Raw genomic sequence first — 26,536 nt, 5'->3', positions numbered from 1 at the left:
AAATAGGATAGAAAACAGACAAATGTAACTAAAAAAGTTAATTGAATAAGTTACTTTTTGTGCAAATTTTTCATTAGTTCTTTACAAACCCTTCTTTTACCAAAAAGCCATGAGCTACTTGATCAGCCGATTTACCTTCTACTCCGACTTGGTAGTTCATCTGACTCATTTGCTTTTCTGTGATTTTACCAGCTAACTTGTTTAGAATGCCTTCCAATTCTGGATGTTTCTTAAGAAAAGCTTCTTTCATAAGGGGTGCTCCTTGATAAGGTGGGAAGAGTTGTTTGTCATCCTCTAGGGCCACAAGGTCATAGCGAGCAAGCTCGGCATCCGTTGAGTAGGCATCTGTTATCTGGATTTCACCAGACTGGATAGCCTGGTATCGAAGGGCTGGCTCCATGGTGGATACTTGTAGATGGAGTCCGTAAACTTTCTGCAAGCCCTTGTTCCCATCCTCTCGATCATTAAACTCTAGCGTAAATCCTGCCTTGAGTTGTCCTTCCACCTTTTTCAAATCTGAAATGGTCTTGAGTCCATACTCTTGGGCAATTTTCTTAGGCACTGCGACAGCATAGGTATTCTGATAAGCCATGGGTTTGAGCAAGGCCAGGTTGTCTTGTTTCTTGATTCCATCTCGAGCTGCTTTGTAGACTGCTTCTGGATCATGGTCGACTTGCGGCGCCGGCTTGAGGAGACTTTCAGTCACGGTCCCTGTAAACTCTGGATAGATAGCAATATCCCATTTTTTCAGAGCTTGATAGAGGAAAGTGGTCTTGCCAAAATTTGGTTTAACAGTCACTGTCATGTCCGTGTTTTCTTCGATCAAAATCTTATACATATTGGCTATAATTTCCGGTTCAGGACCCAACTTCCCAGCAATGACCAGGTTTTCTTTTTCCGGTTTGGAAAGAAGACTTGGCGTATAAGAAACTCCCAATCCGATAACCATTACCGCAAAAGCCGCAAAGATGGTCCGCAATTTGGCCTTTTCCATCCATTTGAGAAGAAGGTTAAAGGCGATGGCTAAGAAGGCAGAAGACAGGGCACCGATCAAAATCAGACTGGCATTATTGCGATCAATCCCCAAAAGGATAAATGAACCAAGTCCTCCAGCCCCAATCAAGGCAGCTAGGGTAGCCGTCCCGATAATCATCACAGCTGCTGTCCGAATCCCAGGCATGATGACGGGCATGGCCAAGGGGATCTCAAACTTCTTGAGTCGCTCCCACTTGGTCATCCCGAAGGCGACCCCTGCTTCTTCGAGGCTTGGGTCAATCCCACGTAATCCTGTAATGGTATTTTGCAAAATGGGGAATATCGCATAAATGACTAGAGCTGTTAAAGCAGGAAGTGTTCCAATTCCCATAATAGGGATAAAGAGTCCCAGAAGTGCCATGGAAGGGATGGTTTGAAAGACTCCAGCTAACTGTAGGACCCAGTTGCTAACTCTCTTTCGTGTACTTAAATAAATTGCTAATGGGACAGCTAGAAAAATAGCAAGGAGCAAGGTCAGTAATGACAGTTGCAAATGTTGTCCCAGTGCAGCGACCCAGTCCCCAAAACGTTCTTGAAAAGTTGAAATCAAATTAGACATGAAGGCTACCTCCAAACAAGTTTGCTACAAAGTCTGTCGCAGGCGCTTGTAAAATTGTTTCAGGTTCTGCAACCTGGCGAATTTCTCCATCCTGCAAAACTGCAATTCGATCTCCTAATTTTAAGGCCTCATCCGTATCATGTGTTACGAAGATGGTCGTCATACCGAATTCTTTATGTAAGGCCTTGGTCAATTCTTGCAACTGCTTGCGAGAGATGGCATCCAAGGCTGAAAAAGGCTCGTCCATCAATAGAATCTTTGGTTCCCCAATGATAGCTCGTACAATGCCAATCCGCTGTTGCTCTCCACCAGATAATTCACTAGGCATGCGCTTTGCATACTCTGCAGCAGGTAGGCCAACCTTATCCAAGAGTTCTTCTGTTTTAGAAGTAATTTGTTCTTTAGTCCAGCCCTTCATTTCAGGAATGAGAGCAATATTTTCCTCAACTGTCAAGTTAGGAAATAGGGCAATGGCTTGAAGGACATAGCCTGTACTGAGACGTAACTCTCGTTCATCATAGTCCTTGATGCGTTTTCCATCCATATAGATATTGCCATCTGTCGGCTCCAAAAGACGGTTAATCATCTTGATCATGGTGGTCTTTCCAGATCCTGAAGGTCCCACAAGAACCATAAATTCTCCATTTTCAATGCGGAGATTGACATCTCTAAGGACATCTTTTTCAGTGTAGCGTAAGGCTACATTTTTGTATTCAATCATTTTTTTCCTCAATAAGCTTTCTATCTCTAAGAGTATCCAATAGGCTACTTGCCGGATGCCCTAGGACTTTTTCAATATCTGTTGAAACCCCAGCCTGTTCGCCAGCTTTAATCGCTGTATAGGTGCTGACCCAGGCATCGTACTCCCAAGTTTGTGCTGGCCATTTTTTCCGTGACTCATAGGCTTCTTCGACTGATTCATCTACATACTCGATGGCGTCACCGGTCTCTTTTGAGAGAAGCGCTACGATTTCTTCCATGGAAAGATCCTCTGGCCCTGTAAGATTCAAGCTTTGATTTTCCCACTCCTTAGGATTTAAAAGAATCTCTGCTGCAACCCTAGATGTGTCCTTACGGGAAACAGCTGACACAAGGCCACTGCCTGCCGGACCACGAATCTTTCCATTTTCAAGCGCCATATCAATCAGGAAGTCCAAGTAAAAATTATCTCTCAAAAAAGTGTAGGTGAACCCTAACTCCTTGATATAGGCTTCCGTCTGGGCATGATCTCGAGATAAGGTGAAAATTGCCTTTTTATCTGCCCCATAAAATGAGGTATAGACTATATGCTCTACCCCTGCTAGCTTTGCAGCATCTAAAAAGTCCTTGTGCTCTTTGACACGCTCTGGATTTTCCCGAGCAGAAACCATCAACAAGATATCGATCCCCTTCAAGGCCTCAACCACCTCTGGTGTATTGGCATACACTATTTTACGAATTTCCGCTGACGCATAGATCTTTGCACGCTCTGGGCTTCGTGCTAGATGGACTGAAGCGATTCCCTTCTTATCGACAAGATTAGCCACATAAGAACCTAATTTCCCTGTTACCCCTGTCATACCAATCATAACTATTACTTCCTTTCCCTAGATGTCATTTTCTTTAGCTTTTAGATTTGTGATAATACGCTCTTGATAGGCTTCAAATTCTTGAATTTCTTGATCAGAAAATCCTTGGTAAAAAATCTCACCTAACTCTTCACTGACACGGTCTCCAATTTCTTTTTGCGCCCAACCGAGATCTGTCAAAGAAATATATTTTTTCCTTTTATCCTGCGTACAATGTTGAATCGTAACTAAGCCTTGTTCTTTCAATTTCTTAACCATACTGGTCAATGTATTATTGGCTAGACCCGTCGCAAGGGCGATATCTGTCGCAGTTGCTCGGCCATCTTCCTTTTGCCAAAGCACTGTTAAAATTTTCCCTTGTTCACTTCTGTATTGAGCATCTGGTTCCTTGCTCAAGAGTTTTTGAAAGATACGCCCATTCAACAAACGAATCTGTAGAGCTTGGTAGCCCCCTAACATCTTGTCCATTTCGTCTCCTTTTTCTTCTATATCGAACTTTACACCCATAATTGTAACTCTCGGCGTTACATTTGTCAACTATTTCGATATAGAAGTAACTGTAAAAACAAAAAAACTTCCCTAATTATCTAGGAAAGTCCTTTCTGTGATTTTTGATGTCTTAAAAAATTTTATTCAGCCTTAGTAATATCTTCACGCATCTCATCAACATTGAATTTTGCAAAAAGATACTGACGGTCTTGAACTGGGAAACGTTGGTCGAGTTGGTCAACTGGGCCAACTTCGATAATACCATTTTCAATAACAAAGTCCATAACGTGACCACCAAACGTCAAGTCGTCTGAAATAAAATGGAGGTGATACCCTGCAACACTCACACCATGGAACATTTCTGGCGTCCAAATACCAACGATAGTACCTGAAATATTATCTACCTCGTACTCAGGTTGGCGTGTGGCAACATCCGCAAACTTAATATCGGCATTTGATTTTGGAATCATACGCACGTGCATATGTTTAAAATGACCTTTGATTTTGATAGAACGGAAGAGGTTAACCCCATCATAATAAGATTCAATACGATCCTCAAGCTCTTTATCAGTCATTTCATAACGTTGACGGAATATAACTTCAGCTTGGTGAGGTACGACTGCTGCATAAGGTACTTTTTCATCAGGAGAAACTTCTACCACTTCGACCTTACCCTCAGACCCTTTGGCTTGATAGGCTTTACCGTCAAGAACAATCAACTCACCATCGATAGAATCTAATGTTCCGAGACCCAAGTCTCCATGCTCCAACAATTCACCAACTGTTAAAGTACCTCCATAAAGCCCAGCCATCAAGGCTCCCAAGGTATTATATTGAAATAATTTTATGGCTTCAGACATGTCTACACCCTCTTCTTAGTAAAATTCATCTGGCAAGATAGTTTCGCCAAGTTTAATATTATCTTTATAATCAATTGGAACATCAATAAGGACTGGTCCATCTACAGCTTGAACCAAGGCTTCTTGAAGCAAGCTAGCAAACTCTTCCTTACTTGTTGCACGATATCCTTTTGCTCCAAAGCTCTCAGCATATTTTACAAAATCAACTGGACCAAAGTCAACCCCAGATGAACGACCGTACTTCATTTCTTCCTGGAATTCCACCATATTGTAATGACCATCGTTCCAGATAATATGAACAATTGGCAATTTCAAACGAACTGCCGTTTCCAATTCTTGTGCTGAGAAGAGGAAACCACCGTCACCAGAAACAGAAATGACTTTTGTCTTAGGACGAACCAAAGCTGCAGAGATGGCCCACGGAAGAGCAACCCCTAAAGTTTGCATCCCATTTGAGAAAAGCAAATGACGTGGTTCATAAGATTTGAAATAGCGGGCCATCCAAATATAGTGACTACCAACGTCAACGGTGACTGTCATATCATCTTTGGTTTGGTCTTGCAAAACTTCAATCAAATCTAGCGGATGTACCTTTCCTTCTTCAGGTCGGCGATCAAACTTAACATCCTCAACAACGTTATTCTTCAATCCTTTAAGGTATTCAACTGATCCTTCAGGTAATTTATAACCTTGAATAGCTGGCAAGAGCAAATCTAAAGTTGCTTCAACATTACCAATCAACTCACGTTCTGGCTGGAAGTAAGTATCCACCTCAGCAGGTTCAACGTCAATTACAATGATACGGGCTGAAATTTCAGCATTCCAGTTACGCGCTTCATATTCGATTGGGTCATAACCAATGGCAATAATCAAGTCAGACTTCTTAAGCAACATGTCTCCTGGTTGATTTCGGAAAAGGCCTACACGACCAAAGAAAGTATCTTCTTCAAGATCACGTGACACAATACCAGCACCTTGGAAAGTTTCAACAACTGGTAATTTAACATGTTTCAAAATCTGGCGAATAGAGTAAGTTACAGCTTCTGATGAAGCACCGTTCCCTAAAAGTAAGACCGGTAATACGGCATTTTTAATGGCTTGTGCGAGATAGTTAATATCAGAAACAGATGCTGAACCAAGTTTTGGATCTGTCATAGGCTTAATAGCCTTAACACTGACTGTAGCATCAGTTACATCTTGAGGAATTGAAATAAAGCTTGCGCCAGGTTTCCCTGATTTAGCATAGCGATAGGCATTTGCTACTGTTTCAGAAAGGGTATTAGCATCATGTACTTCAGCTGCATACTTAGTAATTGGCTCAAGCATGGCAACATTATTCATTGATTGGTGGGCACGTTTCAAAAGATCTGAACGTTTAACCTGACCACCAATAGCAAGGACAGGGTCTCCCTCATCCGTAGCTGTTACCAATCCAGTAGCCAAATTGGATACACCAGGACCAGATGTTACCAAAACAACACCAGGTTTGCCTGTAATTCGTCCAACACCCTGAGCCATAAAAGCGGCATTTTGCTCATGACGGGCAACAATCAATTCAGGTCCCTTATCTTCCAAAGTATCAAAAACCCTATCGATTTTTGCTCCAGGGATACCAAAGACATAATCAACATCATGGTTGATTAAACTATCAACCACTAAGTCCGCACCATACAATTGCTTTTCATCTGACATGAACACAGTCCTTCTGGCTCTTCAAAAACAGAGCCCACTTTCCTCTCAAGTATAGGTCACAAAGAGTTAAAGTATGCTCCATTTTTCACAAACTTTAATCACTTCACAATTCTGTTATCATTATAGCACAGTTTTTAGACAATCTTGTGAAAAAAAGATTGTGAAATTTTGCACTTCAAACGTAGTCAAAACCACCCGTGAGAACGGGTGGCTTGCTCTTCGGCTGAAAGCCTCTGCTACCGGCCGAGGCCTAAAGGCCTACCGAATGGTTTCCCTTCAGCACCACCTTTGCTAGCTGACCCGTCTAGCGGGTCTCTTTAAGATTACTTTCTCTTATTCTTCTCACCTGTAAACGGATCATACTCCTCGAAAAGATTGAACTGATCTGCTATCATGTCCTCTTGTAATGGATTACGAATATATTCTTCAATTCGCTTCTGATTTCGCCCAACCGTATCAACATAAAAGCCTCGACACCAAAATTTGCGATTCCCATATTTATATTTTAAATTGGCGTGTTTATCAAACATTATTAATGCACTTTTACCTTTTAAATATCCCATAAATGAGGAAATACTTAGCTTCGATGGTATACTCACTAACATGTGAATATGATCTGAGCAAGCTGCTGCTTCATGAATTTCAACGCCTTTTCTTTCACATATTAACCGTAAAATTTGACCAATACTTGCTTTGTATTTCCCATAAATTATCTGACGTCAATATTTGGGTGCGAACTCAATATGATACATAGCATTCCATGTAGTATGTGCTAAACTATTATTATCCTGTCTCATCAGGGATCCTCCTTTTGTATATTAGTTAGTGGTCGGGAAACCTTATCTAATATAACACTTTAGGGGGACTTTTTTGATACATCGCTAAAAGCTTTTCGGAACCACTAGCACAGCTAGTGGTTTTCGTAAAACAAAAAGAAACACCTGATAGCAATCAGGTGTTTAACTATTTTTTACCTTAGCAAACTCTCGATTGAGATAATTTTGTAAGCCTTCAAAAATTCCCAATAGCTTGAGGTAATTTGACAAGCTTGATCGCCCAGGGATGTCCACCACGTCCAAAGAAATCCTATCCAGGTCCTTTTCGTATAGAATACGGAAAGACACCACTGCTTGATCAGAAAAATAATTATCCCCTGCCATAATGTAGCACTCATAAATAATACCTACAGGATTAGCAACCTTCAACTCAATACGAATTGCACCTAATTCCAAGGCCTCCACTTGCTGAAAACGTTCCAACATAGCCTGTCGCTGACTAGGAATAAAATTTGTGATATCCATAGTGGCCCTCCCAACATTCCTTTTTGTATATTATAGCCTAAAGCTGAGAAAAATGCTTGTGATGGGTTTCCTGATAAGACTAAAAGCCCCATGAATCCTTATCTAGCTTCTTTATATTCTCTAAGTCCGATTTTATAGTATTATCGTAATATAGTAAGTGGGTTCTACATGACTAAGTACAACATATTGTTGACGACTAGCAAAAATCTCATTGGAAGTTACCTTATCTGCTTTTAGGGCAGTCTGTAATTCTGCTACATGCTTTGTATAGCCATTTCCCTAAAAAGAAAAGCATTAGTATAGTAGCAGCATAAATCCTTCCACGCTTTGAGAAGGGAAAGTTTAAAATCATCTTTATTATAACTTTTTTACAAAAATAGCCAGAACATCACATTCTGACTATTACTCTTATTTCTCATCTTCGTCCATTGAAAGTACTGACAAGAAGGCTTCTTGTGGTACTTCAACCGAACCGATGGCTTTCATACGTTTCTTACCGGCTTTTTGTTTTTCGAGGAGTTTACGTTTACGTGAAACGTCACCACCATAACATTTTGCCAAGACATTTTTACGAAGGGCTTTGATATCTGTACGGGCAACAATTTTTTGACCAATAGCCGCTTGGATAGGCACTTCGAATTGTTGACGTGGAATGATTTTCTTAAGTTTATCAACGATAAGTTTTCCACGCTCGTAAGCAAATTCCTTGTGAACGATGAAGCTAAGGGCATCGACCTTGTCACCATTAAGGAGAATATCCATTTTCACCAATTGTGAACGACGATATTCTGACAATTCATAGTCAAAGCTTGCATAACCACGCGTAGATGATTTCAATTTATCAAAGAAATCAAAGACGATTTCGGCAAGTGGAATCTGATAGATAACGTTCACACGATTATCATCGATATATTCCATGGTTTCAAAATCACCACGTTTACGTTGTGCCAACTCCATAACAGCACCAACATACTCTTGAGGAACCATAATTTGAGCTTTAACATAAGGCTCTTCGATAGCATCAATGCGTGTAGGATCTGGGAACTCAGATGGGTTAGACACTTCAAGCATCTCACCGTCAGTAGTGTTAACATGGTAAACTACCGATGGTGCCGTCATGATGAGATCGATGTTAAACTCACGTTCCAAGCGCTCTTGGATAACATCCATGTGAAGAAGACCCAAGAAACCACAACGGAAACCAAAACCAAGGGCTTGAGACGTTTCAGGCTCAAATTGAAGACTGGCATCATTCAATTGGAGCTTTTCAAGGGCCTCACGCAAGTCATTGTATTTATTAGACTCAATTGGATAAAGACCGGCGAAGACCATTGGATTCATTTGCTTATAGCCATGGAGTGGCTCTGCTGCTGGATTATCTGCAAGTGTCACTGTATCACCGACACGAGTATCAGCAACAGTCTTAATTGAGGCAGCTATATAACCAACATCACCTGTCGCAAGGTAGTCACGGCCAACAGCTTTAGGTGTGAAAATACCGACCTCAGTAACGTCAAAGGTTTTGCCATTAGACATCATTTGAATCTTATCGCCTGGTTTAACCATTCCGTTAACCACACGCACTTGGAGAATGACACCACGATACGCATCATAAACAGAGTCAAAGATAAGGGCTTGGAGAGGTGCTTCCACATCACCTTGAGGCGCAGGAACCTTCTCAACGATTTGTTCGAGAATCTCTTCGATACCAATACCAGCTTTAGCTGATGCAAGCACGGCTTCCGAAGCATCTAGTCCGATAACATCTTCAACCTCTGTACGCACACGTTCAGGATCTGCAGCTGGAAGGTCGATTTTATTGATAACTGGTAAGATTTCCAAGTCATTATCAAGTGCCAAGTAAACATTGGCAAGTGTTTGTGCTTCAATCCCTTGAGCTGCATCTACCACCAAGATAGCACCCTCACAGGCAGCAAGGGAGCGTGATACCTCATAAGTAAAGTCCACGTGTCCTGGTGTGTCGATAAGGTGGAAAATATAAGTCTCACCGTCTTTAGCTGTGTAGTTAAGCTCAATGGCATTTAGTTTGATAGTGATACCACGTTCACGCTCGAGGTCCATACTATCAAGGAGTTGCGCCTGCATCTCACGACTTGATACTGTCTCAGTCTTTTCCAAGATACGGTCAGCAAGCGTTGATTTACCGTGGTCAATATGGGCAATAATTGAGAAGTTACGAATCTTCTCCTGTCGTTGTTTTAATTCTTCAATATTTGGCATTTTTATCTTTCCTAGTTCTTACTTGTGATTATAAAAAAACTAATCGTTACCTCCTATTATACAAAAAAGACAGGCTTTTGCCTATCTCTATCTACCAGATTACATAGGTTATTCATACTTAGTTGTCTTTTACCAAACATCAAAGGAATTTCTTCCTTTAATGAGTTTATTACTTTAGAAGTAGCTTTATTAGTAACAAAATTCTGAACAATTACAGATTTCCTAAGCATCTTTACCTCTAAACAAAGAATATGTAATATTTTTGTTAAACTTACTAATTAAAATAGAATATAATAATCTTTTTTAGAAATAAATAGTTGAAAGGATGTTTATGTTTAAGAAAATTTTATCAGTAGCACTTGCCTACGTAGGAATCATTGTCGGTGCAGGACTCTCCTCTGGACAGGACCTTATGCAATATTTTGTTAGCTTTGGATTAGTCGGCTTATTAGGCGTTTTAGTTCTCGCTGTACTAAATGCTTTTTTTGGGAAAATAATCCTTACACTAGGAAGTTATTATCGGTCTAATGATCATTCTGAAGTATTATCTAAAATAGCTCATCCAATTACCAATAAAATCTTAGACCTATCCCTTATTATTTCTTGTTTTGTTATTGGTTTTGTCATGATTGCTGGAGCAGGTTCTAATTTGCATCAGCAGTTTGGTTTTCCTATTTGGATTGGTGCCTTGATTTGTACAGCCCTAGTCATTATCGTCAGTTTTATGGACTTTGAGAAAATCACTAATATCATTGGAATATTCACACCAATAATAATTATTATGATACTCATTATTGCTGGTCAAACTTTTATCGGTAAAAGTTACAACCTTAACCATCTAGATATGGTTGCTCGTCAACTTACACCCGCAATGCCGAATATTTGGATGGCTGTCATAAATTATTTTGCACTTTGTGTGATGACCGGTGTATCCATGGCATTTGTACTTGGAGGCTCAATTATGCGAATTGGTGTCGCCAAAAAAAGTGGTACCATTGGTGGTGCTATAGTCGGATTGATTATTGCTGTTGCTTCACTTGTCTTATTCGCTAATGTAGATAGTATAAAAGGTGTCGATATTCCCATGTTAATTTTAGCCAACAGGGTTCATCCATTGTTTGCGTTTACCTACGCAATTGTAATATTTGGTTTAATCTTTAACACTGCCTTTAGTCTTTTTTATGCTCTCGCTAAACGATTCTCAGGTGATAACGTCAAGAAGTTTCGTATTTACCTTATCACCTCGGTAATAATTGGTTTCATTCTTTCATTTATGGGATTCAAGGAACTTGTTGGGCTCATGTATCCAATTTTGGGATATATTGGAATGATCATGTTATTTGTCTTAACAGTTGCTTGGATACGAGACAAACAAAATATTAATGAAGAAATGAACTTACGTCGTCAAATGATTACTCTAATTAACAAAAAATTCCATCCTAAAAAAGTTTACTCAAAAAAAGATAAAGAAAAATATAACGCTTTAGGGGAAGAATCAATCATTCAAACAAGTGAATTAAAAAAAGATATACATGACCTTGTGGAAGATGAAAACAGCTAAAATAACAGTAAAAAAAGTCCAAACCGGTATAGTTTGGGCTTTTTACTTCTTGAAATTATCGTTATAGTGCTTATTAATAATAGCTGAACGCTTGTTCTCTATTGAACTACTTGAAAATGGAGCTAAACCAAAGGCTAGTACAACAATTCCCAATAGAAAAAGACTATAAAACGGGTGCTCAGCAATATAGTGTAAAATGTCTGACATAGGAATCCCCTTTAAAACCATAAATATTTATAATTATATTATCAGAAATATTATTTTTTATCAAGCAAAAAAGAGAGAGCATTTCGCTCTCCCTTTTAATCTTAATGGAACTGCATACCACCATCAACAATGATTGTTTGACCTGTGATGTAGTTTGAGTCAGGTCCAGCTAAGAAGCTAACTGCTGCTGCAACATCTTCAGGTTCTGACAAACGTTTGAGGGTAATATCTTTAGCAAAAGTTTGCATACCCCACTCATCATCTTTACCAGCATTTTTACCAACTTCGTGGGCAATATCAAACATCATTGGAGTCTTAACGATACCTGGTGCATAAGCATTTACAGTGATACCTGAATCAGCCAAGTCACGCGCCAAAGTTTGAGTAATACCACGAACTGCGAATTTAGTTCCACCGTATACAGTCAAGTTAGGGTTACCAACGACACCTGCTTGTGAAGTTGCATTGATGATTTTACCACCATGACCAAGTGCTTTAAATTGTGCTTGGGCAGCTTGGGCACCCCAGATAACTCCACCAACATTAATATTAAATGTACGTTGAAACTGTTCTTCAGTAATAGTGTCAAGGGGTGTTGTTGGTGCCACACCAGCATTATTAACAACAACATTCAAGTCGCCAAAGTGATCAACTACTTTTTGGAAAGCTGCTGCTACCTCAGCTTGTTTAGACACATCTACTACAACGGAAAATGCTTTGTCTTCTGACAATTCAGCAACTGCTTTTTCAGCGGTTTCAGCGTTATAGTCCAATATTCCGACTTTAAAACCATCTTCAACCAAGCGTTTTGCAATCGCAAAACCAATACCTTGACCTGCACCTGTAACAATAGCAACTTTTGACATACGAAATCCTCCTCTACCAATTAGAGTCACTGGCTTAATAAGAAGCCTTATCTCAATTGGAATACGCTAAGTTAGTCAAGTTCTGGCAAAGTCATTTTCATAGGCTTTGTCTTAACTCAATTAAAATCTTACCACTTTATGAAAGCGTTGTCAATAAATTGTCATGCTTTCTGAAAACAAATAAGATCACTACTAGTGACCTTATTTCTATTATTTTTCAAACTTAAACCCTAGGGCTTCCATATCATCCAAACCACCTAGATTAGTCACCTTAGTATAGCCTCGCTCTTTAAGAACTGAGGCAGCAAATTCTGCACGAGGTCCCATTTTACAATAGAGGTAAATGGAAGCGTCTTTTTCAGCTGGAATCTCAGCAGAAAAAAACTGGGTGTGAGGTATTAAGAGGGCATCCTTAACATGACCTTCTGAATACTCTTCTGGACTTCTGACATCAATTAACAGTCCACCCTTAGCTAAATCAGATTGAATCTGTACTAAATCCATCTTACTCACCAAACCAAATCTTAATTTCTCGAGCCGCAGATTCTTCTGAATCAGAGCCATGAACAATATTTGGAATCATGTCACCATCTGGTGCTGTTGCAAAGTCTCCACGAATCGTTCCAGGAGCAGCATCCCCAGGATTAGTTGCTCCCATCATATCACGCCATGACTTGATAACACCTGGACCAGACATAATACCAATCACTGATGGACCACTCATCATGAATTCAGAAATACTAGGGAAAAAGGGTTTATCAACCAATTGAGCATAATGTTCTTTAAGACGTTCTTCGTCAAGCGTCAGCATCTCCATGCGTTCAATAATAAAGCCACGACGTTCAATACGATCAATCACTTGTCCCATCAAGTGTCGTTTTACAGCATCTGGTTTAATAATAAAAAATGTTTTTTGCATGTTCCCAACCTTCATTGTTTTCTTTTCATTTTACCATAGGAAGTGTCATTTTGCAGATCAAAACCTTATATATTCTTAAACTATACCCTCAGAAAGAAAATAAAGATTTTCAATTGAAATAAATAAAAAGTATTATAGACATAAAATCTTATTTTGAGGTGAATCTTATGACAAAATCTAAATTTCAATTAGTTGGTTCTCTCCTTCGTCCTGCGGATCTCCGTAAATACAAGGACGAAATCGAGCACCGTGACAACATCCAGTATCCTTTCTACGATGCCCTTCCTGGTTATCAAGAAACTGAAACTGCAAATATTAAGCAAATTGTGGTTGACCAAAAAGCTAACGGTATTGACATCCTTACTGATGGTGAGTTTGGACGTTCTATGTGGCATTTAGACTTTGTCTGGGGATTTAAAGGAATTGAACGCTATGTTCTAGGACTTTTGTCATCTAAAACAACTGACCTTGATGACGAAGAACGTGTCCTTGACTTGCTTGAAAAAGCTAGTCAAATCCTTCCTAAAGAGCGTCTCTTCCCTTCTCACCAATGTGGTCTCGCCTCATGTAACTCAGGTAATGAGTTGGCAACACCTCAACAATGGGCTAAAATCAAACAAGGTCAAGATATCGCTAAGAAATTCTTTGGTTAATTGATATTTCTATTCGCTCCTCTCTAAAACGAAAAGCCTTCACTCTTGTGAGGGCTTTTTATGTTCGCATTAAGCTTCTATAAAAGTTTGTAAATCTTTAAGAGCTCTCTCTGCGATCTTTTCATAACGCTCTTTCTTGTCACGAATACGTGAGCCTTCCAATTCTTTGATAATACCAAAGTTAACATTCATTGGTTGGAAATGTTTGCTTTCAGCATGTGTCACATAATATGGAAGGCTCCCGATAGCTGTTGTTTGAGGGAAAATAACCTCTTCCTCCCCCTTAAAGAGACGGGCTGCATTGATTCCAGCAACTAAACCTGAGGCAGCTGATTCAACATAGCCTTCAACACCAGTCATTTGTCCCGCAAAGAACAAATTAGGGTTTGATTTTGATTGGAAGGTCTGTTTGAGCAAGTTTGGCGAATCCATGTACGAGTTGCGGTGCATAACCCCATAACGCACAAATTCAGCATTTTCAAGACCTGGAATCATTTGGAAGACACGCTTTTGTTCGCCCCATTTGAGGTGTGTTTGAAAACCAACGATGTTATAGAGACTACCAGCCGCATTGTCCTGACGAAGCTGAACAACCGCATAAGGTGTCTTAAAATCGCCGTCACGTGGCCCTTTGTAATCCTCAGGATACTCCAAACCAACTGGTTTCATAGGGCCATAGAGCATTGTCTTGATACCACGTTTAGCCATGACCTCGATAGGCATACAGCCTTCGAAATACTTTTCTTTTTCGAAAGAATTTAAAGGAGCTTCTTCAGCTGTTGTCAAAGCCTCATGGAAAGCCATGAACTCTTCCTTGGTCATTGGACAGTTTAGATAAGCTGCTTCACCCTTGTCATAGCGTGACTTAAGGTAAACCTTGTTCATGTCGATAGTCGCTTTATCAACGATTGGTGCAGCGGCATCATAGAAATAAAACCCATCGCCACCGTTAAGCTCATGAATTTTTTCAGCCAAAGCATCAGAAGTCAATGGTCCTGAAGCAATAACTGTAATGGCATCATCAGGAATCTCTGTGATTTCTTCACGGATAACTTCAATTAATGGATGATTTTCAATTTCTGCTGTCACCGCTTCTGCATAACCTTCACGGTCCACCGCCATGGCACCACCAGCTGGCACACGGTGAGCTTCTCCATTTCGCATAATGATAGAGTCCAAGCGACGCATTTCTTCTTTAAGAAGCCCTACAGCATTGGTTAAACTATCACCACGGAAAGAGTTAGAGCAAACCAATTCTGCAAAATTGGTTGTCTTATGCTGTGGTGTTGCTTTGACCCCACGCATTTCATAAAGTTTTACTGGAATACCACGTTTGGCAACCTGATAAGCCGCCTCGGATCCGGCCAAACCAGCTCCAATCACGTTAATATAATCTGCTTTTGATTGAGACATGACACTAATACCTCTTCGGGAATAAGATAAAATCCTATTCCCACAAATCTTTCTTCATTTTTACTCTTAGTAGTATAGCAAAAAACTCCTCATCTGGCGACTAGGAGTCATCTGTATTTAAAGAGGTAAAATGATAGTCACTTTAGCACCACCCGTGCCATTGTCATTTGATAGAGAAAGACTACCATGGTGTAAGCGAATAATATCATTGGCAATAGTCAGACCAAGGCCACTATGACTGCGGCTCTGTCTGCTTTTATCCTCTTGATAAAAGAGCTGAGTGGCCTTTTCAAGTGATTCAAGGGAAAATCCAGGACCAGAATCAAGGCATATAAACTTGAATTCATCTTCTTCTACCCTAGCGGTTAGGAGCAAATGACTGCCACTGGGTGTATGCTCTACGGCATTTGAAACAATATTCATAATAGCTCGATTCAACAAGGACTTATCCCAATTGCCTATGCTTTCTTTCTCGATTTCTTTCTTGTCAAATGCTACATTGATTTGTTTGATTTGAGCTAGTGACAAGGTTTGATCGAAAATATCTTCAACAAATTCCCTAACCGAAATGTCTTCAAGCGACAGGGTTTTCTTCAAACTCATTTTGTTGAGTTCTGACAATTCTTTAACGTAAGCATCAACCTGTGCAATTCCCTTTTGAAAATGTTTTAATAAGTCCATTTGGTCTGCATTTAAGGGTGTCATGGCTAAAAGTTCCGCATTGCCACGGGAAACTGTAAGGGGCGTCTTTAGGTCATGAGTTAAGGCAGAAATTTGATTTTGCTTATCTTGCTCAGCCCTCCAATTTTCCATCAAAGATTCACGAAGTGCTACTCGCATATGATCCAAACCACTTAAAACCTGATTGAACTCCTTAATTGTAGACTGAGTGGTTTTAAAATCCAAGTCTTGTTGGGAAATTTTTTCAGTAACTTTTAATATAGGTTTAAGCTGCTGGCTTAATTTATTTGCATAGTAAAAAGTTAAAATAATAAATATGAGGAGAATGAATACAATCATTGAGCCAATCATCAATATATCAGCATTTGGAAAATGCTGATTCATCCACGCATTATGATACCTAGGTGATAATTGATAGTTGACAATGACTATACCATCTGACCGTTCAAAAGACTGAAAATAGCCGTATATCCCACCGTGAGCATTCTTGAATTGGTAATTTAGTAAGGATTCTTCTTGCAAGTTAACAGGCATGTTAGACTTTTTAAGCTTAAAATCTCTAGTTAAAAAGACATAACTCGTACCATCAGGTAAAATCTCGGGATTAAAGACCTTAGAAGTTTCAATATCACTTCTCACAGCAGACAAATCACTCTCAACTTGATTTGCTGGAATCACAACTCCAAAACGATAAGACAAACTGAACAAATACAAAATAAGAAGACCGCTGATTGCCGAGAGGATCGTCAGGCTAACGACATAAGATAACAAGATTGTTCTTAGAGAGTATTCTCGTTTTTTTATTAGTGCCACTTGTAACCAATCCCCCAGACTGTTTCAATAGGATTTTGCCCAACATCTTTGAGCTTTGCACGGATATTTTTAATATGTTCAGCCACTGCTGTTGGACTTCCTTTATCCTCATAGCCGTACAAATGCGTGTAGATTTGTTCTTTTGAAAAGACTTGACCCTTATTTTCAGCCAAAAATTGACAAATACCGTACTCCGATTTAGTCAAATCTAACAACTGATTCTCAACATAAAGCTCCTGAGCCGACAAATCAAACTGAAAATCCCCAAGTGAAAGCTTATGGTGACGCTCACGATGTTCACGTCTCAAGTGAGCAGCCACACGCGCTTGCAGTTCTTTAACCCCAAATGGCTTACAAATATAATCATCAGCACCATAAGTCAAGCCTTGGACAATATCAACCTCTTGCGTTTTGGCTGTAATAAAGAGTATAGGACAATCCACCTGATCACGAATCTCATGACAAAACTGGAAACCATCAACATCAGGCATCATGATATCCAGTAAAATCAAGTCAAAGCGTGGCAACGAGTTCTTATCCAAATCTAAAACACTTGTAAGCCCCGTCACCTTATGATTTTGAAGCTCTAAAGCCTTTACAACCAATTTCACAATATCTTCTTGATCATCAATAACAAGTATTTGAGCCATAACCTTTCCTTTCGTACAAAATTACCTTTATCATATCATCTATAGAAGACAACTGACAAGGCGTAAAGTAGATAAATATGACTTGGATAAAAGATGTAGAACAAATATTTTGACCCTTTCCCTCTCTCACCGTTATAGCAAAGCATTAAAGGAGCCGAAAATATTTCCATCCATTCAAAGTATTTGAACATTAAATCGTGAAAAGAAGGTCTGCTTAGAACAATCACCATTAGTACCCAAACAAGACTAACACTCACAAAAGCAAGCACTTCTTTCTTAAGATTCTTATGACAAAGATACATAGCGATACCAGTCAAAAGTAACCACGTTCCTCCGTCACTGATAAATGTATGAACTGGTATCACTGTAAAATTGAGAAATTTTAGTAGAAAAAATAACGTAGGTTTGTTCATACTTAGCAGATAAAAAGGTACCATTAACCATGGAAGCAATAATGGGAAAAGTAAGGTTGGGAGTCCTTTAAGGTATTTCTTTTCTTGAATCCAAGCAATACCTTGAAGAGCAACGAGCAAAATTGCGAATGACGACAGCATCATATTTTGTGGAAAGAAACCATCCGGTCTAACTAGAGGATGTAGAAAATTATAGAATCCAAATTGAATCAATCCCATCACAATTGCTAAAGCATAAATCTTTAGGAAGTATTTCTTCCGGTTATGGGTATGAATAAAACCCTCAATCACACAAAAAAGGAACAAGGGAGCCGCTAATCTCCCAATCATAGCAAACCAAATGGGGATTTCCCCTGTATAATCAAAAAAATAATGAATATGGTCGAATACCATAGTAATTAGGGCTATATATTTGAGTTGGGAACCTGATAAACTTAAACGTTTCATAATAACTCTCCTTTCTTTTCATCCTTAGTATAAAAAATTAACTAATATAGTTTACTTTTCAGACAAACAATTAATATTATTTTAGGATAATCACTGAAGACTAATATACTATCCATGTTATTTCTTATATTATCTTTTTGTTTTGAAATCTATGGAACAAATAAATAACATAGTCACCCCAACTATCCATAAAGGCAAGGTAGTGAGTTGACGCCAATCACCTATGAGAATGCTGTTAATAGGAAATGCAATAGGAAGCCAATGAATAGACAAGAAAACTTTATTACTAGCAAAAATAATAAAAATAATTTCAACCATAGAGATAATAATATTACTGGCACTGTTCAGACTCACTTGTGTTAAGTAATGAAAATGATTGAGAAAGATAATTAGCATCCAACTTGATAGGCTTACTACAAATCCATCGAGGCTATGTTTTAAGAGTAGATTTATACTAATCCAACTCAATAAAGAAGGTAGGCTAAGGATTAGGTCTGCTATTAAAAGTTTAGCCAACCATAAACGTCTTTTTTTAGGATAACTCGATATTTCTTGATATTGATTAGAGTGTTTTTCCTGTTCAATCCCTAAAATTGATAAAAATACTGTTAATAGTGGATAGCATAAAAAAGATAATATGGCTAAATTTGTTAGGGAAAAACCATTAGGAACGAAACTTACATAAAGGGGGATTAAAAGAATCTCTAGTAACGAAAAACTGACAATAAGATAGAGACTAATAGTATTCTTTAATTTAAGTAACTCACACCTTAGCATTTGATTGTCTCCCTTGCAGGACATAAGATAAAAGTGATGTCACTGCTATTGATAGTATCATCGTAAGTAACACTTGCGAAATGCTGTATTGATTTTGATTTACAATAATATCCCCTGATGGTTTAAGGTTTAATATAAATTGAGCTATTTTATAGTGATAGGTATAGGGCAAGACGAACCAGAGTGAACTTTGAGCAATAAATGGTGCTATTAAAAGACAAGTCAGTGTGTTAAGTGCTAATAGGATGAAATGACTAATGTATTTAGACATCAGATAAAGAAAAGGAATATTCCATAAAGTTGTCATCCAAATTAAGATTAATGAAATAGCTGTTTTAGGAATATTTATTGGAATAAAACCTGCATAAATAAATGCAACGAGACTGAGGAAAACTAGTAAGAATAAACTAGAAATGAACGTTCTCATTCCTATAAGCACCATTTTCATCAGAGAAATTTTCCAAGCGAAACTCCTGTTTGTAACATTTTGAAAATGCCCCGCCTGACCTTCTAAACGTCTATCAACTATGAACAATAGACCATTCACTAGATATAAAAAGATAGCTTCCCACCAATAGACTGAAAAGGGAACAAAAATCTGCAATCCTCCCATTAAAAAGGCTATAAGAACGGTTAAAAACGGTATGATTATTAAGAATTTAGTCGTTCCTAAATGTCGTAATTTGAGCAATTCCGAATAGAATATCTTTTGCATATCAGTACCCCCCATGAACAATTTTAAAGAAGAGTCTCTCAAGACTATCTACATTTTTATTTTCACCATCATATTGTATTTTACCTTTGTCGAGAATAAGAATATGATCGGCCACCTTACTTATTTCTAAAAGTTGATGGCTAGAAATCAGAATCGTCATCCCTTTTGCCTTCAAAGAACGAATAAGGTCTAGCAGTTCTTTTATACCATCAGGATCAAGTCCATTAGTAGGCTCATCGAGAATTAAAAATTGGGGATCAGTTAAAATAGCCATGCCAATTCCTAATCGTTGCTTCATACCTAATGAAAATTTACCGGCCTTTTTCTTTCTAGTATTTGAAAGACCAATTATTTCTAAGGTTTTAATAATCTTTGAATCAGGAATATCATATAGTAACGCTTTTGTTTTTAAATTATCAAAAGCCGAAAGGTTGTGATAAATAGCAGGTGCTTCGATTAATGCACCTAATGATTGTTTGCCTTTTGATATGCCATCGAATTGAATTTCTCCACTACTTTTGGGAAGCAAACCAAAAAGTATTTTCATCAGTGTCGACTTACCAGCACCATTAACCCCTAAGAGACCACAAACTGTTCCAGATTCAATAGTAAATGTGACATTGTCTAAAATAGTCTTATCTTTGTATGATTTTGAAAGTTGTTTAACAGTTATTTGCATTGATGCACCTCTTTCAGAATAAGTGTTTTTTCAATATAATCTTATATCTTACTAATATCAAAAACCACTTACTCTCCTTTCTTTTCATCCTTAGTATAAAAAACAAATTTAAGGAAAGTATCAGTTTTTTGGATAAAAGACAAAAAACTATCCCAAGTCTTAACTTGAGATAGCTATGTCTTTATTTAACAACAGATTCTTTGTAGTCACACTCTTCGTTACTACAGATGACTTGTTTGCCACCACCACGTACTTTCTTCTCGACGAGGTAATCGCCTGATTTAGGACAGTTACGTCCAACAGGGATATCCCACGACGTAAATTCACAGTCAGGATAGCGGTCACAACCATAAAAGACACGATTACGTTTTGTCTTACGTTCGATGACCTGACCTTGACCACAGGTTGGACAAGTAACGCCAATTTCTTTAGTAATGGCCTTGGTGTTATGACAGTCTGGAAAATTACTACATGCGTAGAACTTACCGTAGCGACCAAGTTTGATGACCATTGGGTGACCACAGAGATCACAATCAAAACCAGCAGGCTCATCCTTGATTTGGATTTTTTCAATACCTTCTTCAGCTTTTTCCAATTCTTTTTGGAAAGGTTTGAAGAATTCATCAATAACCTTCTGCCATTGTTCCTTACCGATTTCAACTTTATCGAGTTTACCTTCCATCTCGGCAGTGAATTTAACATCCACGATGTCTGGGAAGAACTCTACGATTAGGCTATTAACAATTTCACCAAGTTCAGTTGGTTCAAAACGTTTAGCCACCAATTTGACATAGTAGCGACGTTGGATAACATCAAGCGTTGGCGCATATGTTGACGGACGACCAACGCCATTTTCTTCCAAAGTCTTAATCAATGTCGCTTCAGAATAGCGTGCAGGTGGTTGCGTAAAGTGTTGTTCAGGCGTTGTCACAACCTTCTTAACCGTATCACCTTCAGCCATATCAGGAAGCATTTTATTTTTATCAGAGTCGTTGTAAACGGCCATATAACCGTCAAACTTGATTTGGCTACCATTTGCTGTGAAAATGACTCCGTTTTGAGACAAGGTCACCTTCATCGTATCAAATACTGCTGCTGTCATTTGACTCGCTACAAAACGATTCCAGATAAGAGTATAGAGCTTAAGCTGATCCTTATCCAAATACTTAGCGATACTTTCTGGTGTTTGGAAAACATTTGACGGACGGATAGCCTCATGAGCATCTTGTGCTCCCGAACTATTTTTCACCTTGCTACCGTGTTTTGAATACTTAGAACCAAAGCGTTCTGTAATAAATTCAGCAGCCTGGTTTTGAGCAACCGGACTGATACGTGTTGAGTCCGTACGCATATAGGTAATCAAACCTTGAGCTCCTGAACCCAGATTAATCCCTTCATACAACTGTTGGGCAACCATCATGGTCTTACGTGTACGGAAGTTAATCTTATTAGCAGCATCCTGTTGGAGAGATGAGGTTGTATATGGCAATGGTGCATTACGACGGCGTTCTTTTTTCTCTACCTTATCTACATTAAAATCATCACTTGTGATACGAGACAGAACGGCTTGAACATCGTCATTATTGTTGAGCTTAAGCTTTTTACCATCCAAGCCATAGAAACTAGCCTGAAATTTCTTAGTACCCTTCTTAAAGGAACCATCAATTGTCCAATATTCTTCTGGTTTAAAGGCCTTAATTTCATTCTCACGGTCAATAATAAGCTTAAGAGCTACCGATTGCACCCGACCTGCAGAAAGACCTTTCTTAACCTTCTTCCAAAGAAGAGGTGAAATGGAGTAACCCACAATACGGTCCAAGACACGACGAGCTTGCTGCGCATCTACCAAGTCCATGTCAATGGCGCGTGGCTCCACAAAGGCATTCTTCACTGCATCTTTAGTAATTTCGTTAAAGACGACACGATTTTTTTCCTCTGGCTCTAAACCAAGAATATGTGACAAATGCCATGAAATGGCTTCCCCTTCACGGTCCGGGTCACTTGCGAGAAAGACTTGCTTAGCTTTTTTAGCCTCTTTCTTCAATTCATTGATAAGAGGTCCTTTACCTCGAATATTAATGTACTGAGGTTCGTAGTTGTTTTCAAAATCAATAGACATACTTGATTTTTTCAAATCACGGATATGCCCAACAGAGGCTACAACTTTATAATTGCGCCCAAGGTACTTTTCAATAGTTTTTGCTTTGGCAGGAGACTCCACGATGACCAAATTTTTCTTTGGTGTCGCCCTCTTTTTAGTCGCCTTTTTGGCTGTCGTTTTCTTTGTTGTTTTAGTTTTCGTTGCTGTCGCCATAGACTATTTCCTTGTAATATTATAAACTGGCTGCGCCACTAATCTGTCTAAAATCTAGTCACAAGACATTAAAAAATGAAACATCTTGAACCAAGCAACTAACATGATACCTTCCTTTTCTTTAACTGTCAATAAAAAACTTTATCTCTATAGGAGAACTTTGATTTTCAAGAAAACTCTGAAAGAATGTCAAACCCTGTCGTGATGCACTTTGCACCCTCCTGAATCAAGTGATGGCATCCGTCTGACTTTCCATCTAAAATATTTCCTGGAATAGCAAAAACATCTCTACCTTCTTCCATGGCACGCTCACAAGTAATCAGGCTTCCCGAGCGAAGCTTAGCTTCTACGACCATAACTCCTTGACACAATCCAGAAATAATCCGATTTCGTTCAGGAAAATGGTACTTGAGAGGCTGTTCCCCCGGTCCATATTCTGTAAGAACTAAATGGTTTTTAGCCATATAGTCCTGCAAAGCTTTATTTTCTTTAGGATAATAAACATCAAGTCCTGTCCCGATAACTGCAATAGTGTTTCCCTTATTTTTCAAGGACTCCATATGCGCACAAGTATCAATTCCACGCGCCAATCCACTCACAATAGTAAACTGATTACCAAGTTCACTAACAATTTTTCGAACAGACTGCTTGCCTGTTTCAGAACAATTTCTTGCCCCAACAACAGCTAGCTTTGGTTTAATCAGTAAATCAAGATTTCCCTGATAATAAAGGAGAACAGGAGGATTATAGGTGTGCTTCAGCTCAATGGGATATTCTTTATCAAAAATCGATAACGTAGGAAAACGTTCAAACTGTTCTTTGAGTTGCTTAATATCTAAACTCTTATACTTTTCCATAAAGAGTACTGCATTTTTAGACTTGGATACCACTGCCATATCACGTAAACTCAATTTTCTATCTTTAGTCTTTTGATAGTCCAAAATATTTAAGATATTCAAATTCGTCAACCCAGCGGCTTTAAGTTTAAAAAGTTCAAAATTATTCATATAGATACCTCCTTTTCTTTATTCGCAACAGAAAAGAAAAAAGCTCCATTATGGAACTTTCCTTGATTATAAATCATTTTCAGAGGCAAAATAAGACGCCGCCCCTAATAGGTTACTATCGTTATGGAAATGACAGGCTTGAAGAGTTATAGGCTCAAAACCTAATTCAGACTTATCATTAAATAACTCCTCATAGGCATCGCATATTCCTTCAATTAAAGTATCTTGCCTACTGATACCACCACCGATAACAACTTTCTCCAGCCTAAAGAAGCTCTGCAAATTTAGTACAAGAACAGCAATTTCATGACAATAGTTTTTAAATAAAAGATTTAGATCTTCCGATTGATTTTCCTCTATCGCTGAGAATACTGTTGGACCATCGTCTTGATTTAACCCAAGTAACTCACTGGCTTCATGAATAAAGCCTACTGCAGACCCCTTGTTATCGACAAGACTTACTAAGCCATGCATAAACAATTCCCACTGGAAGGGCAGAGAGGTTTGACTCATGCTTTGGGGACTTGGAGCTCGCAGATATTGGGTAACTGACAGAGGTGATAGCAAGTCCTCCTGTGAGACAAGTCCTAAACCAACACCCGTACCTAAAACCAAGGCAGCCCCACAATCTAACTCTTGTAGACTTCCATATCTGGCTTCAGCCAAAGCCGCCGCATCAGCATCATTGATAACCTTTACAGGCAGTTGAAATGTTTTAGTCAATCGTGACCCAAGTGGGATAGCCGTTAAATAAGGGATAAGACCGCCCTTGAAAATGAAACCACGTTTACTATTTATTTCTCCTGGGCACGCAATGGCAATCCCAGAAATAATATCCTTGTGAGACGAGACAATATGCTCTAAAGTCAACCAAAAGTTGTCTAACGTTGGTGGTGTTGGAACTTTAGATTGATTGCTAATCTTAAAATCATCATCAACTAACCCAAACTTGATAAAGGTTCCTCCGATATCAATAGCTAAAATCACGCCACTTCACCTACTTTTTATTATTGACTTTATTGGTTCGAAGCTTCTTCTATGAATTGGTGTAACACCAAAGTTATCTAGGCCAGACAGATGATCCTTGGTACCATAGCCTGCATTTTTGGCAAATGCGTAACCAGGAAACTCCTGATCATAGTCAGCCATCATCTTATCACGGGTTACCTTCGCTACGATGGAAGCTGCCGCAATAGATAAAGAATTAGCATCCCCTTTTATAATTGATGTTTGTCCTATTGGTAGGTCCAAAGTCATGGCATCAATTAACAAATGTTCAGGTTTGGGACTAAGTTTTTCAATAGCTTCAGCCATAGCAAGCTTGGTTGCTTCATAAATATTGACATCGTCAATCACATGGTTGTCCTTAATACCAACCCCAACAGCAACTGCTTCCTTCATCACCTGCTTATAAATGGCTTCATGTTTTGATTTGGGAATTTTTTTACTGTCATTGAGACCTTTTATTTTGCAAAACTTTGGTAAGATAACCGCTGCAGCTACCACCGGCCCAGCCAAAGGGCCACGTCCAACTTCATCAACACCTGCAATGAGTTCAACTCCCTGAGCATAAAGTACTTTTTCGTAACTGAGCATCATCTCTAAGCGTTCTTCCTCAGCAATCTCAGCTAGGATAGCTTTACGTCGTTGCTTAATGGCAGTCTGCACACCAGCTCGACTATCATCCTCAAAACTTGCCCATCGGTAATCGTCAAGATCTGTCAAAGTGGCCAATTGCTCCTTGACTTCTTTAATTGTCGCCATCAGTATCGACCCCAACAATATCAAGTGTGTAACGACCTAGTTTTCCATCACGAACTTCTTTGACAAATAGATTATAGAAACGGTCATAATCTTCACGGAAGCCAAGTTTTCGAGTCATTTCCATTATGATTTCTGGTGCCTCTTCCTCAATGTCAATACCTTTAAAGCGTTCCTCTAAACGTTCAGGATAGTAAGTTTTAAAATAGTTAAGTCCAAAAATCGTAACTTCATCCATTGGCAAGAGCTGGTCCTTGATGGCTCCAGTCAAAGCAAGCTTCAAGCCGACCAACTCATCTTCAAACTTAGGCCACAAAATTCCCGGAGTATCAAGGATTTCCAAGTCCTTATTAGACTTCAACCACTGTTGACCTTTTGTCACACCAGGTTTATTTCCTACAACGGCAATTTTTTTACCAGCCAAACGATTCATCAAGGTAGATTTCCCAGCATTTGGAATCCCAATAATCATGGTTCTCAAGGTCTCTTTCTGAATACCACGTTCACGTAATCGTTGAATCTTGTCAGCCATAAGACTCTTAGCAGCGTCTGTCACCAATTTAACTGTAGATTGTTCCTTGGAATTAATGGCCAAGGTTTTAATCCCTTGAGTCTCAAAATAGCTACGCCACTCTTTTGTACGATTACTATCAGCAAGGTCAGCCTTATTAAGAATTAAAAGTTTTGGTTTATCACCAACAATTTTAGTCAGCATGGGATTTTGACTTGACAGTGGCAAACGTGCATCCACTAAAATTGTTACAAAATCAACATGCTTAAGATTTTCCTGAACTTGTCGACGGGCTTTGGACATGTGACCAGGAAACCATTGAATAGTAGCCATGTATATCTCTCCTCTTTATTTTCTTAGTAAAATATGATTTAAACTCTTTAAAAAAAGCCAAAGACTTGGCT

Annotated in this window: 26 protein-coding genes and 1 pseudogene; 2 read left to right on the top strand and 25 right to left on the bottom strand. The window is 38.9% G+C overall.

Annotated elements, in window-relative coordinates; all coding sequences use genetic code 11:
* Window positions 1-73: 73 nt before the first annotated feature.
* The 9 genes and pseudogenes from EL076_RS04590 to lepA all read right to left on the bottom strand — a co-directional run bounded on the left by EL076_RS04590 (window position 74) and on the right by lepA (window position 9,745).
* The gene (locus tag EL076_RS04590; RefSeq protein WP_126429418.1) at window positions 74-1,594 is read right to left on the bottom strand and encodes an ABC transporter permease/substrate-binding protein; all 1,521 of its coding nucleotides are present in this window, start codon (window positions 1,592-1,594) and stop codon (window positions 74-76) included.
* Window positions 1,587-2,315, bottom strand: a complete 729-nt coding sequence (locus tag EL076_RS04585) for an ATP-binding cassette domain-containing protein (RefSeq protein WP_003092419.1) — start codon at window positions 2,313-2,315, stop codon at window positions 1,587-1,589. The genes EL076_RS04590 and EL076_RS04585 overlap by 8 nt, the downstream gene beginning before the upstream one ends.
* Entirely contained in the window at window positions 2,308-3,162 is an 855-nt protein-coding gene (locus EL076_RS04580; protein ID WP_003092602.1) for an SDR family oxidoreductase, read from the bottom strand. The genes EL076_RS04585 and EL076_RS04580 overlap by 8 nt, the downstream gene beginning before the upstream one ends.
* An 18-nt stretch (window positions 3,163-3,180) precedes the next feature.
* Window positions 3,181-3,630: a MarR family winged helix-turn-helix transcriptional regulator gene (locus EL076_RS04575; RefSeq protein WP_003092808.1), complete on the bottom strand. Its 450-nt coding sequence runs from the start codon at window positions 3,628-3,630 to the stop codon at window positions 3,181-3,183.
* Window positions 3,631-3,791: 161 nt separating this feature from the next.
* A complete protein-coding gene (gene budA / locus EL076_RS04570; RefSeq protein ID WP_002883899.1) occupies window positions 3,792-4,511 on the bottom strand; it encodes an acetolactate decarboxylase in 720 nt (239 codons plus the stop codon).
* A 15-nt stretch (window positions 4,512-4,526) separates the two neighbouring features.
* Window positions 4,527-6,203: an acetolactate synthase AlsS gene (gene alsS, locus EL076_RS04565; RefSeq protein WP_003092991.1), complete on the bottom strand. Its 1,677-nt coding sequence runs from the start codon at window positions 6,201-6,203 to the stop codon at window positions 4,527-4,529.
* Between the two features lie 323 nt (window positions 6,204-6,526).
* Window positions 6,527-7,000: pseudogene (tnpA, locus tag EL076_RS04560) on the bottom strand (IS200/IS605 family transposase).
* 162 nt (window positions 7,001-7,162) lie between these two features.
* A complete protein-coding gene (locus tag EL076_RS04555) occupies window positions 7,163-7,504 on the bottom strand; it encodes a hypothetical protein (protein ID WP_126429416.1) in 342 nt (113 codons plus the stop codon).
* A gap of 408 nt (window positions 7,505-7,912) precedes the next feature.
* Window positions 7,913-9,745: a translation elongation factor 4 gene (gene lepA, locus EL076_RS04545; RefSeq protein ID WP_003092624.1), complete on the bottom strand. Its 1,833-nt coding sequence runs from the start codon at window positions 9,743-9,745 to the stop codon at window positions 7,913-7,915.
* Window positions 9,746-10,076: 331 nt separating this feature from the next.
* On the opposite strand from lepA, the gene EL076_RS04540 reads away from it, so the two are divergent.
* Window positions 10,077-11,306 carry a YkvI family membrane protein gene (locus EL076_RS04540; RefSeq protein ID WP_048788476.1) on the top strand — a complete coding sequence of 410 codons (1,230 nt, stop codon included), beginning with the start codon at window positions 10,077-10,079 and terminating at the stop codon, window positions 11,304-11,306.
* Window positions 11,307-11,348: 42 nt separating this feature from the next.
* On the opposite strand, the gene EL076_RS09960 is transcribed toward EL076_RS04540, so the two are convergent.
* The 4 genes from EL076_RS09960 to ndk all read right to left on the bottom strand — a co-directional run bounded on the left by EL076_RS09960 (window position 11,349) and on the right by ndk (window position 13,298).
* A complete protein-coding gene (locus EL076_RS09960; RefSeq protein WP_003093033.1) occupies window positions 11,349-11,513 on the bottom strand; it encodes a hypothetical protein in 165 nt (54 codons plus the stop codon).
* A gap of 101 nt (window positions 11,514-11,614) precedes the next feature.
* Window positions 11,615-12,379: a (S)-acetoin forming diacetyl reductase gene (locus EL076_RS04535; protein ID WP_003092657.1), complete on the bottom strand. Its 765-nt coding sequence runs from the start codon at window positions 12,377-12,379 to the stop codon at window positions 11,615-11,617.
* 210 nt (window positions 12,380-12,589) lie between these two features.
* A complete protein-coding gene (locus tag EL076_RS04530) occupies window positions 12,590-12,883 on the bottom strand; it encodes a rhodanese-like domain-containing protein (protein WP_003097256.1) in 294 nt (97 codons plus the stop codon).
* 1 nt (window position 12,884) lies between these two features.
* Complete coding sequence (gene ndk / locus EL076_RS04525) at window positions 12,885-13,298, bottom strand: nucleoside-diphosphate kinase (protein WP_160312382.1); 414 nt, start codon at window positions 13,296-13,298, stop codon at window positions 12,885-12,887.
* Between the two features lie 167 nt (window positions 13,299-13,465).
* On the opposite strand from ndk, the gene EL076_RS04520 reads away from it, so the two are divergent.
* The gene (locus EL076_RS04520) at window positions 13,466-13,951 is read left to right on the top strand and encodes a uroporphyrinogen decarboxylase/cobalamine-independent methonine synthase family protein (RefSeq protein WP_126429414.1); all 486 of its coding nucleotides are present in this window, start codon (window positions 13,466-13,468) and stop codon (window positions 13,949-13,951) included.
* A gap of 69 nt (window positions 13,952-14,020) precedes the next feature.
* On the opposite strand, the gene trmFO is transcribed toward EL076_RS04520, so the two are convergent.
* From trmFO to ylqF, 12 genes are all read right to left on the bottom strand, one after another.
* Window positions 14,021-15,364, bottom strand: coding sequence for a methylenetetrahydrofolate--tRNA-(uracil(54)-C(5))-methyltransferase (FADH(2)-oxidizing) TrmFO (gene trmFO / locus EL076_RS04515; RefSeq protein ID WP_126429412.1), 1,344 nt, complete (start codon window positions 15,362-15,364; stop codon window positions 14,021-14,023).
* A gap of 117 nt (window positions 15,365-15,481) precedes the next feature.
* Window positions 15,482-16,858 carry a sensor histidine kinase gene (locus EL076_RS04510; RefSeq protein ID WP_037621489.1) on the bottom strand — a complete coding sequence of 459 codons (1,377 nt, stop codon included), beginning with the start codon at window positions 16,856-16,858 and terminating at the stop codon, window positions 15,482-15,484.
* The gene (locus EL076_RS04505) at window positions 16,849-17,508 is read right to left on the bottom strand and encodes a response regulator transcription factor (protein WP_003097267.1); all 660 of its coding nucleotides are present in this window, start codon (window positions 17,506-17,508) and stop codon (window positions 16,849-16,851) included. The genes EL076_RS04510 and EL076_RS04505 overlap by 10 nt, the downstream gene beginning before the upstream one ends.
* Before the next feature lie 35 nt (window positions 17,509-17,543).
* Window positions 17,544-18,368, bottom strand: a complete 825-nt coding sequence (locus EL076_RS04500) for a TraX family protein (protein ID WP_126429410.1) — start codon at window positions 18,366-18,368, stop codon at window positions 17,544-17,546.
* 129 nt (window positions 18,369-18,497) lie between these two features.
* A complete protein-coding gene (locus EL076_RS04495) occupies window positions 18,498-19,169 on the bottom strand; it encodes an ABC-2 family transporter permease (RefSeq protein ID WP_232009682.1) in 672 nt (223 codons plus the stop codon).
* Window positions 19,132-19,860: an ABC-2 family transporter permease gene (locus tag EL076_RS04490; protein ID WP_037621492.1), complete on the bottom strand. Its 729-nt coding sequence runs from the start codon at window positions 19,858-19,860 to the stop codon at window positions 19,132-19,134. The genes EL076_RS04495 and EL076_RS04490 overlap by 38 nt, the downstream gene beginning before the upstream one ends.
* Before the next feature lies 1 nt (window position 19,861).
* Window positions 19,862-20,539, bottom strand: a complete 678-nt coding sequence (locus EL076_RS04485) for an ABC transporter ATP-binding protein (RefSeq protein WP_003097278.1) — start codon at window positions 20,537-20,539, stop codon at window positions 19,862-19,864.
* Window positions 20,540-20,720: 181 nt separating this feature from the next.
* A complete protein-coding gene (gene topA / locus EL076_RS04480; protein WP_003092737.1) occupies window positions 20,721-22,853 on the bottom strand; it encodes a type I DNA topoisomerase in 2,133 nt (710 codons plus the stop codon).
* A gap of 167 nt (window positions 22,854-23,020) precedes the next feature.
* Window positions 23,021-23,860: a DNA-processing protein DprA gene (gene dprA, locus EL076_RS04475; protein WP_003093081.1), complete on the bottom strand. Its 840-nt coding sequence runs from the start codon at window positions 23,858-23,860 to the stop codon at window positions 23,021-23,023.
* Between the two features lie 66 nt (window positions 23,861-23,926).
* Window positions 23,927-24,847 carry an ROK family protein gene (locus EL076_RS04470; protein WP_003097283.1) on the bottom strand — a complete coding sequence of 307 codons (921 nt, stop codon included), beginning with the start codon at window positions 24,845-24,847 and terminating at the stop codon, window positions 23,927-23,929.
* A gap of 6 nt (window positions 24,848-24,853) precedes the next feature.
* Window positions 24,854-25,624: a ribonuclease HII gene (locus EL076_RS04465; RefSeq protein WP_003097285.1), complete on the bottom strand. Its 771-nt coding sequence runs from the start codon at window positions 25,622-25,624 to the stop codon at window positions 24,854-24,856.
* Window positions 25,611-26,465, bottom strand: coding sequence for a ribosome biogenesis GTPase YlqF (ylqF, locus tag EL076_RS04460; protein WP_126429406.1), 855 nt, complete (start codon window positions 26,463-26,465; stop codon window positions 25,611-25,613). The genes EL076_RS04465 and ylqF overlap by 14 nt, the downstream gene beginning before the upstream one ends.
* Window positions 26,466-26,536: the final 71 nt, after the last annotated feature.

It is taken from the genome of Streptococcus vestibularis (genome assembly GCF_900636445.1).
GTDB lineage: Bacteria > Bacillota > Bacilli > Lactobacillales > Streptococcaceae > Streptococcus > Streptococcus vestibularis.
The sequence above is the reverse complement of the archived record's forward strand: the minus strand, read 5'-3'. Positions and strand labels throughout refer to the sequence as shown.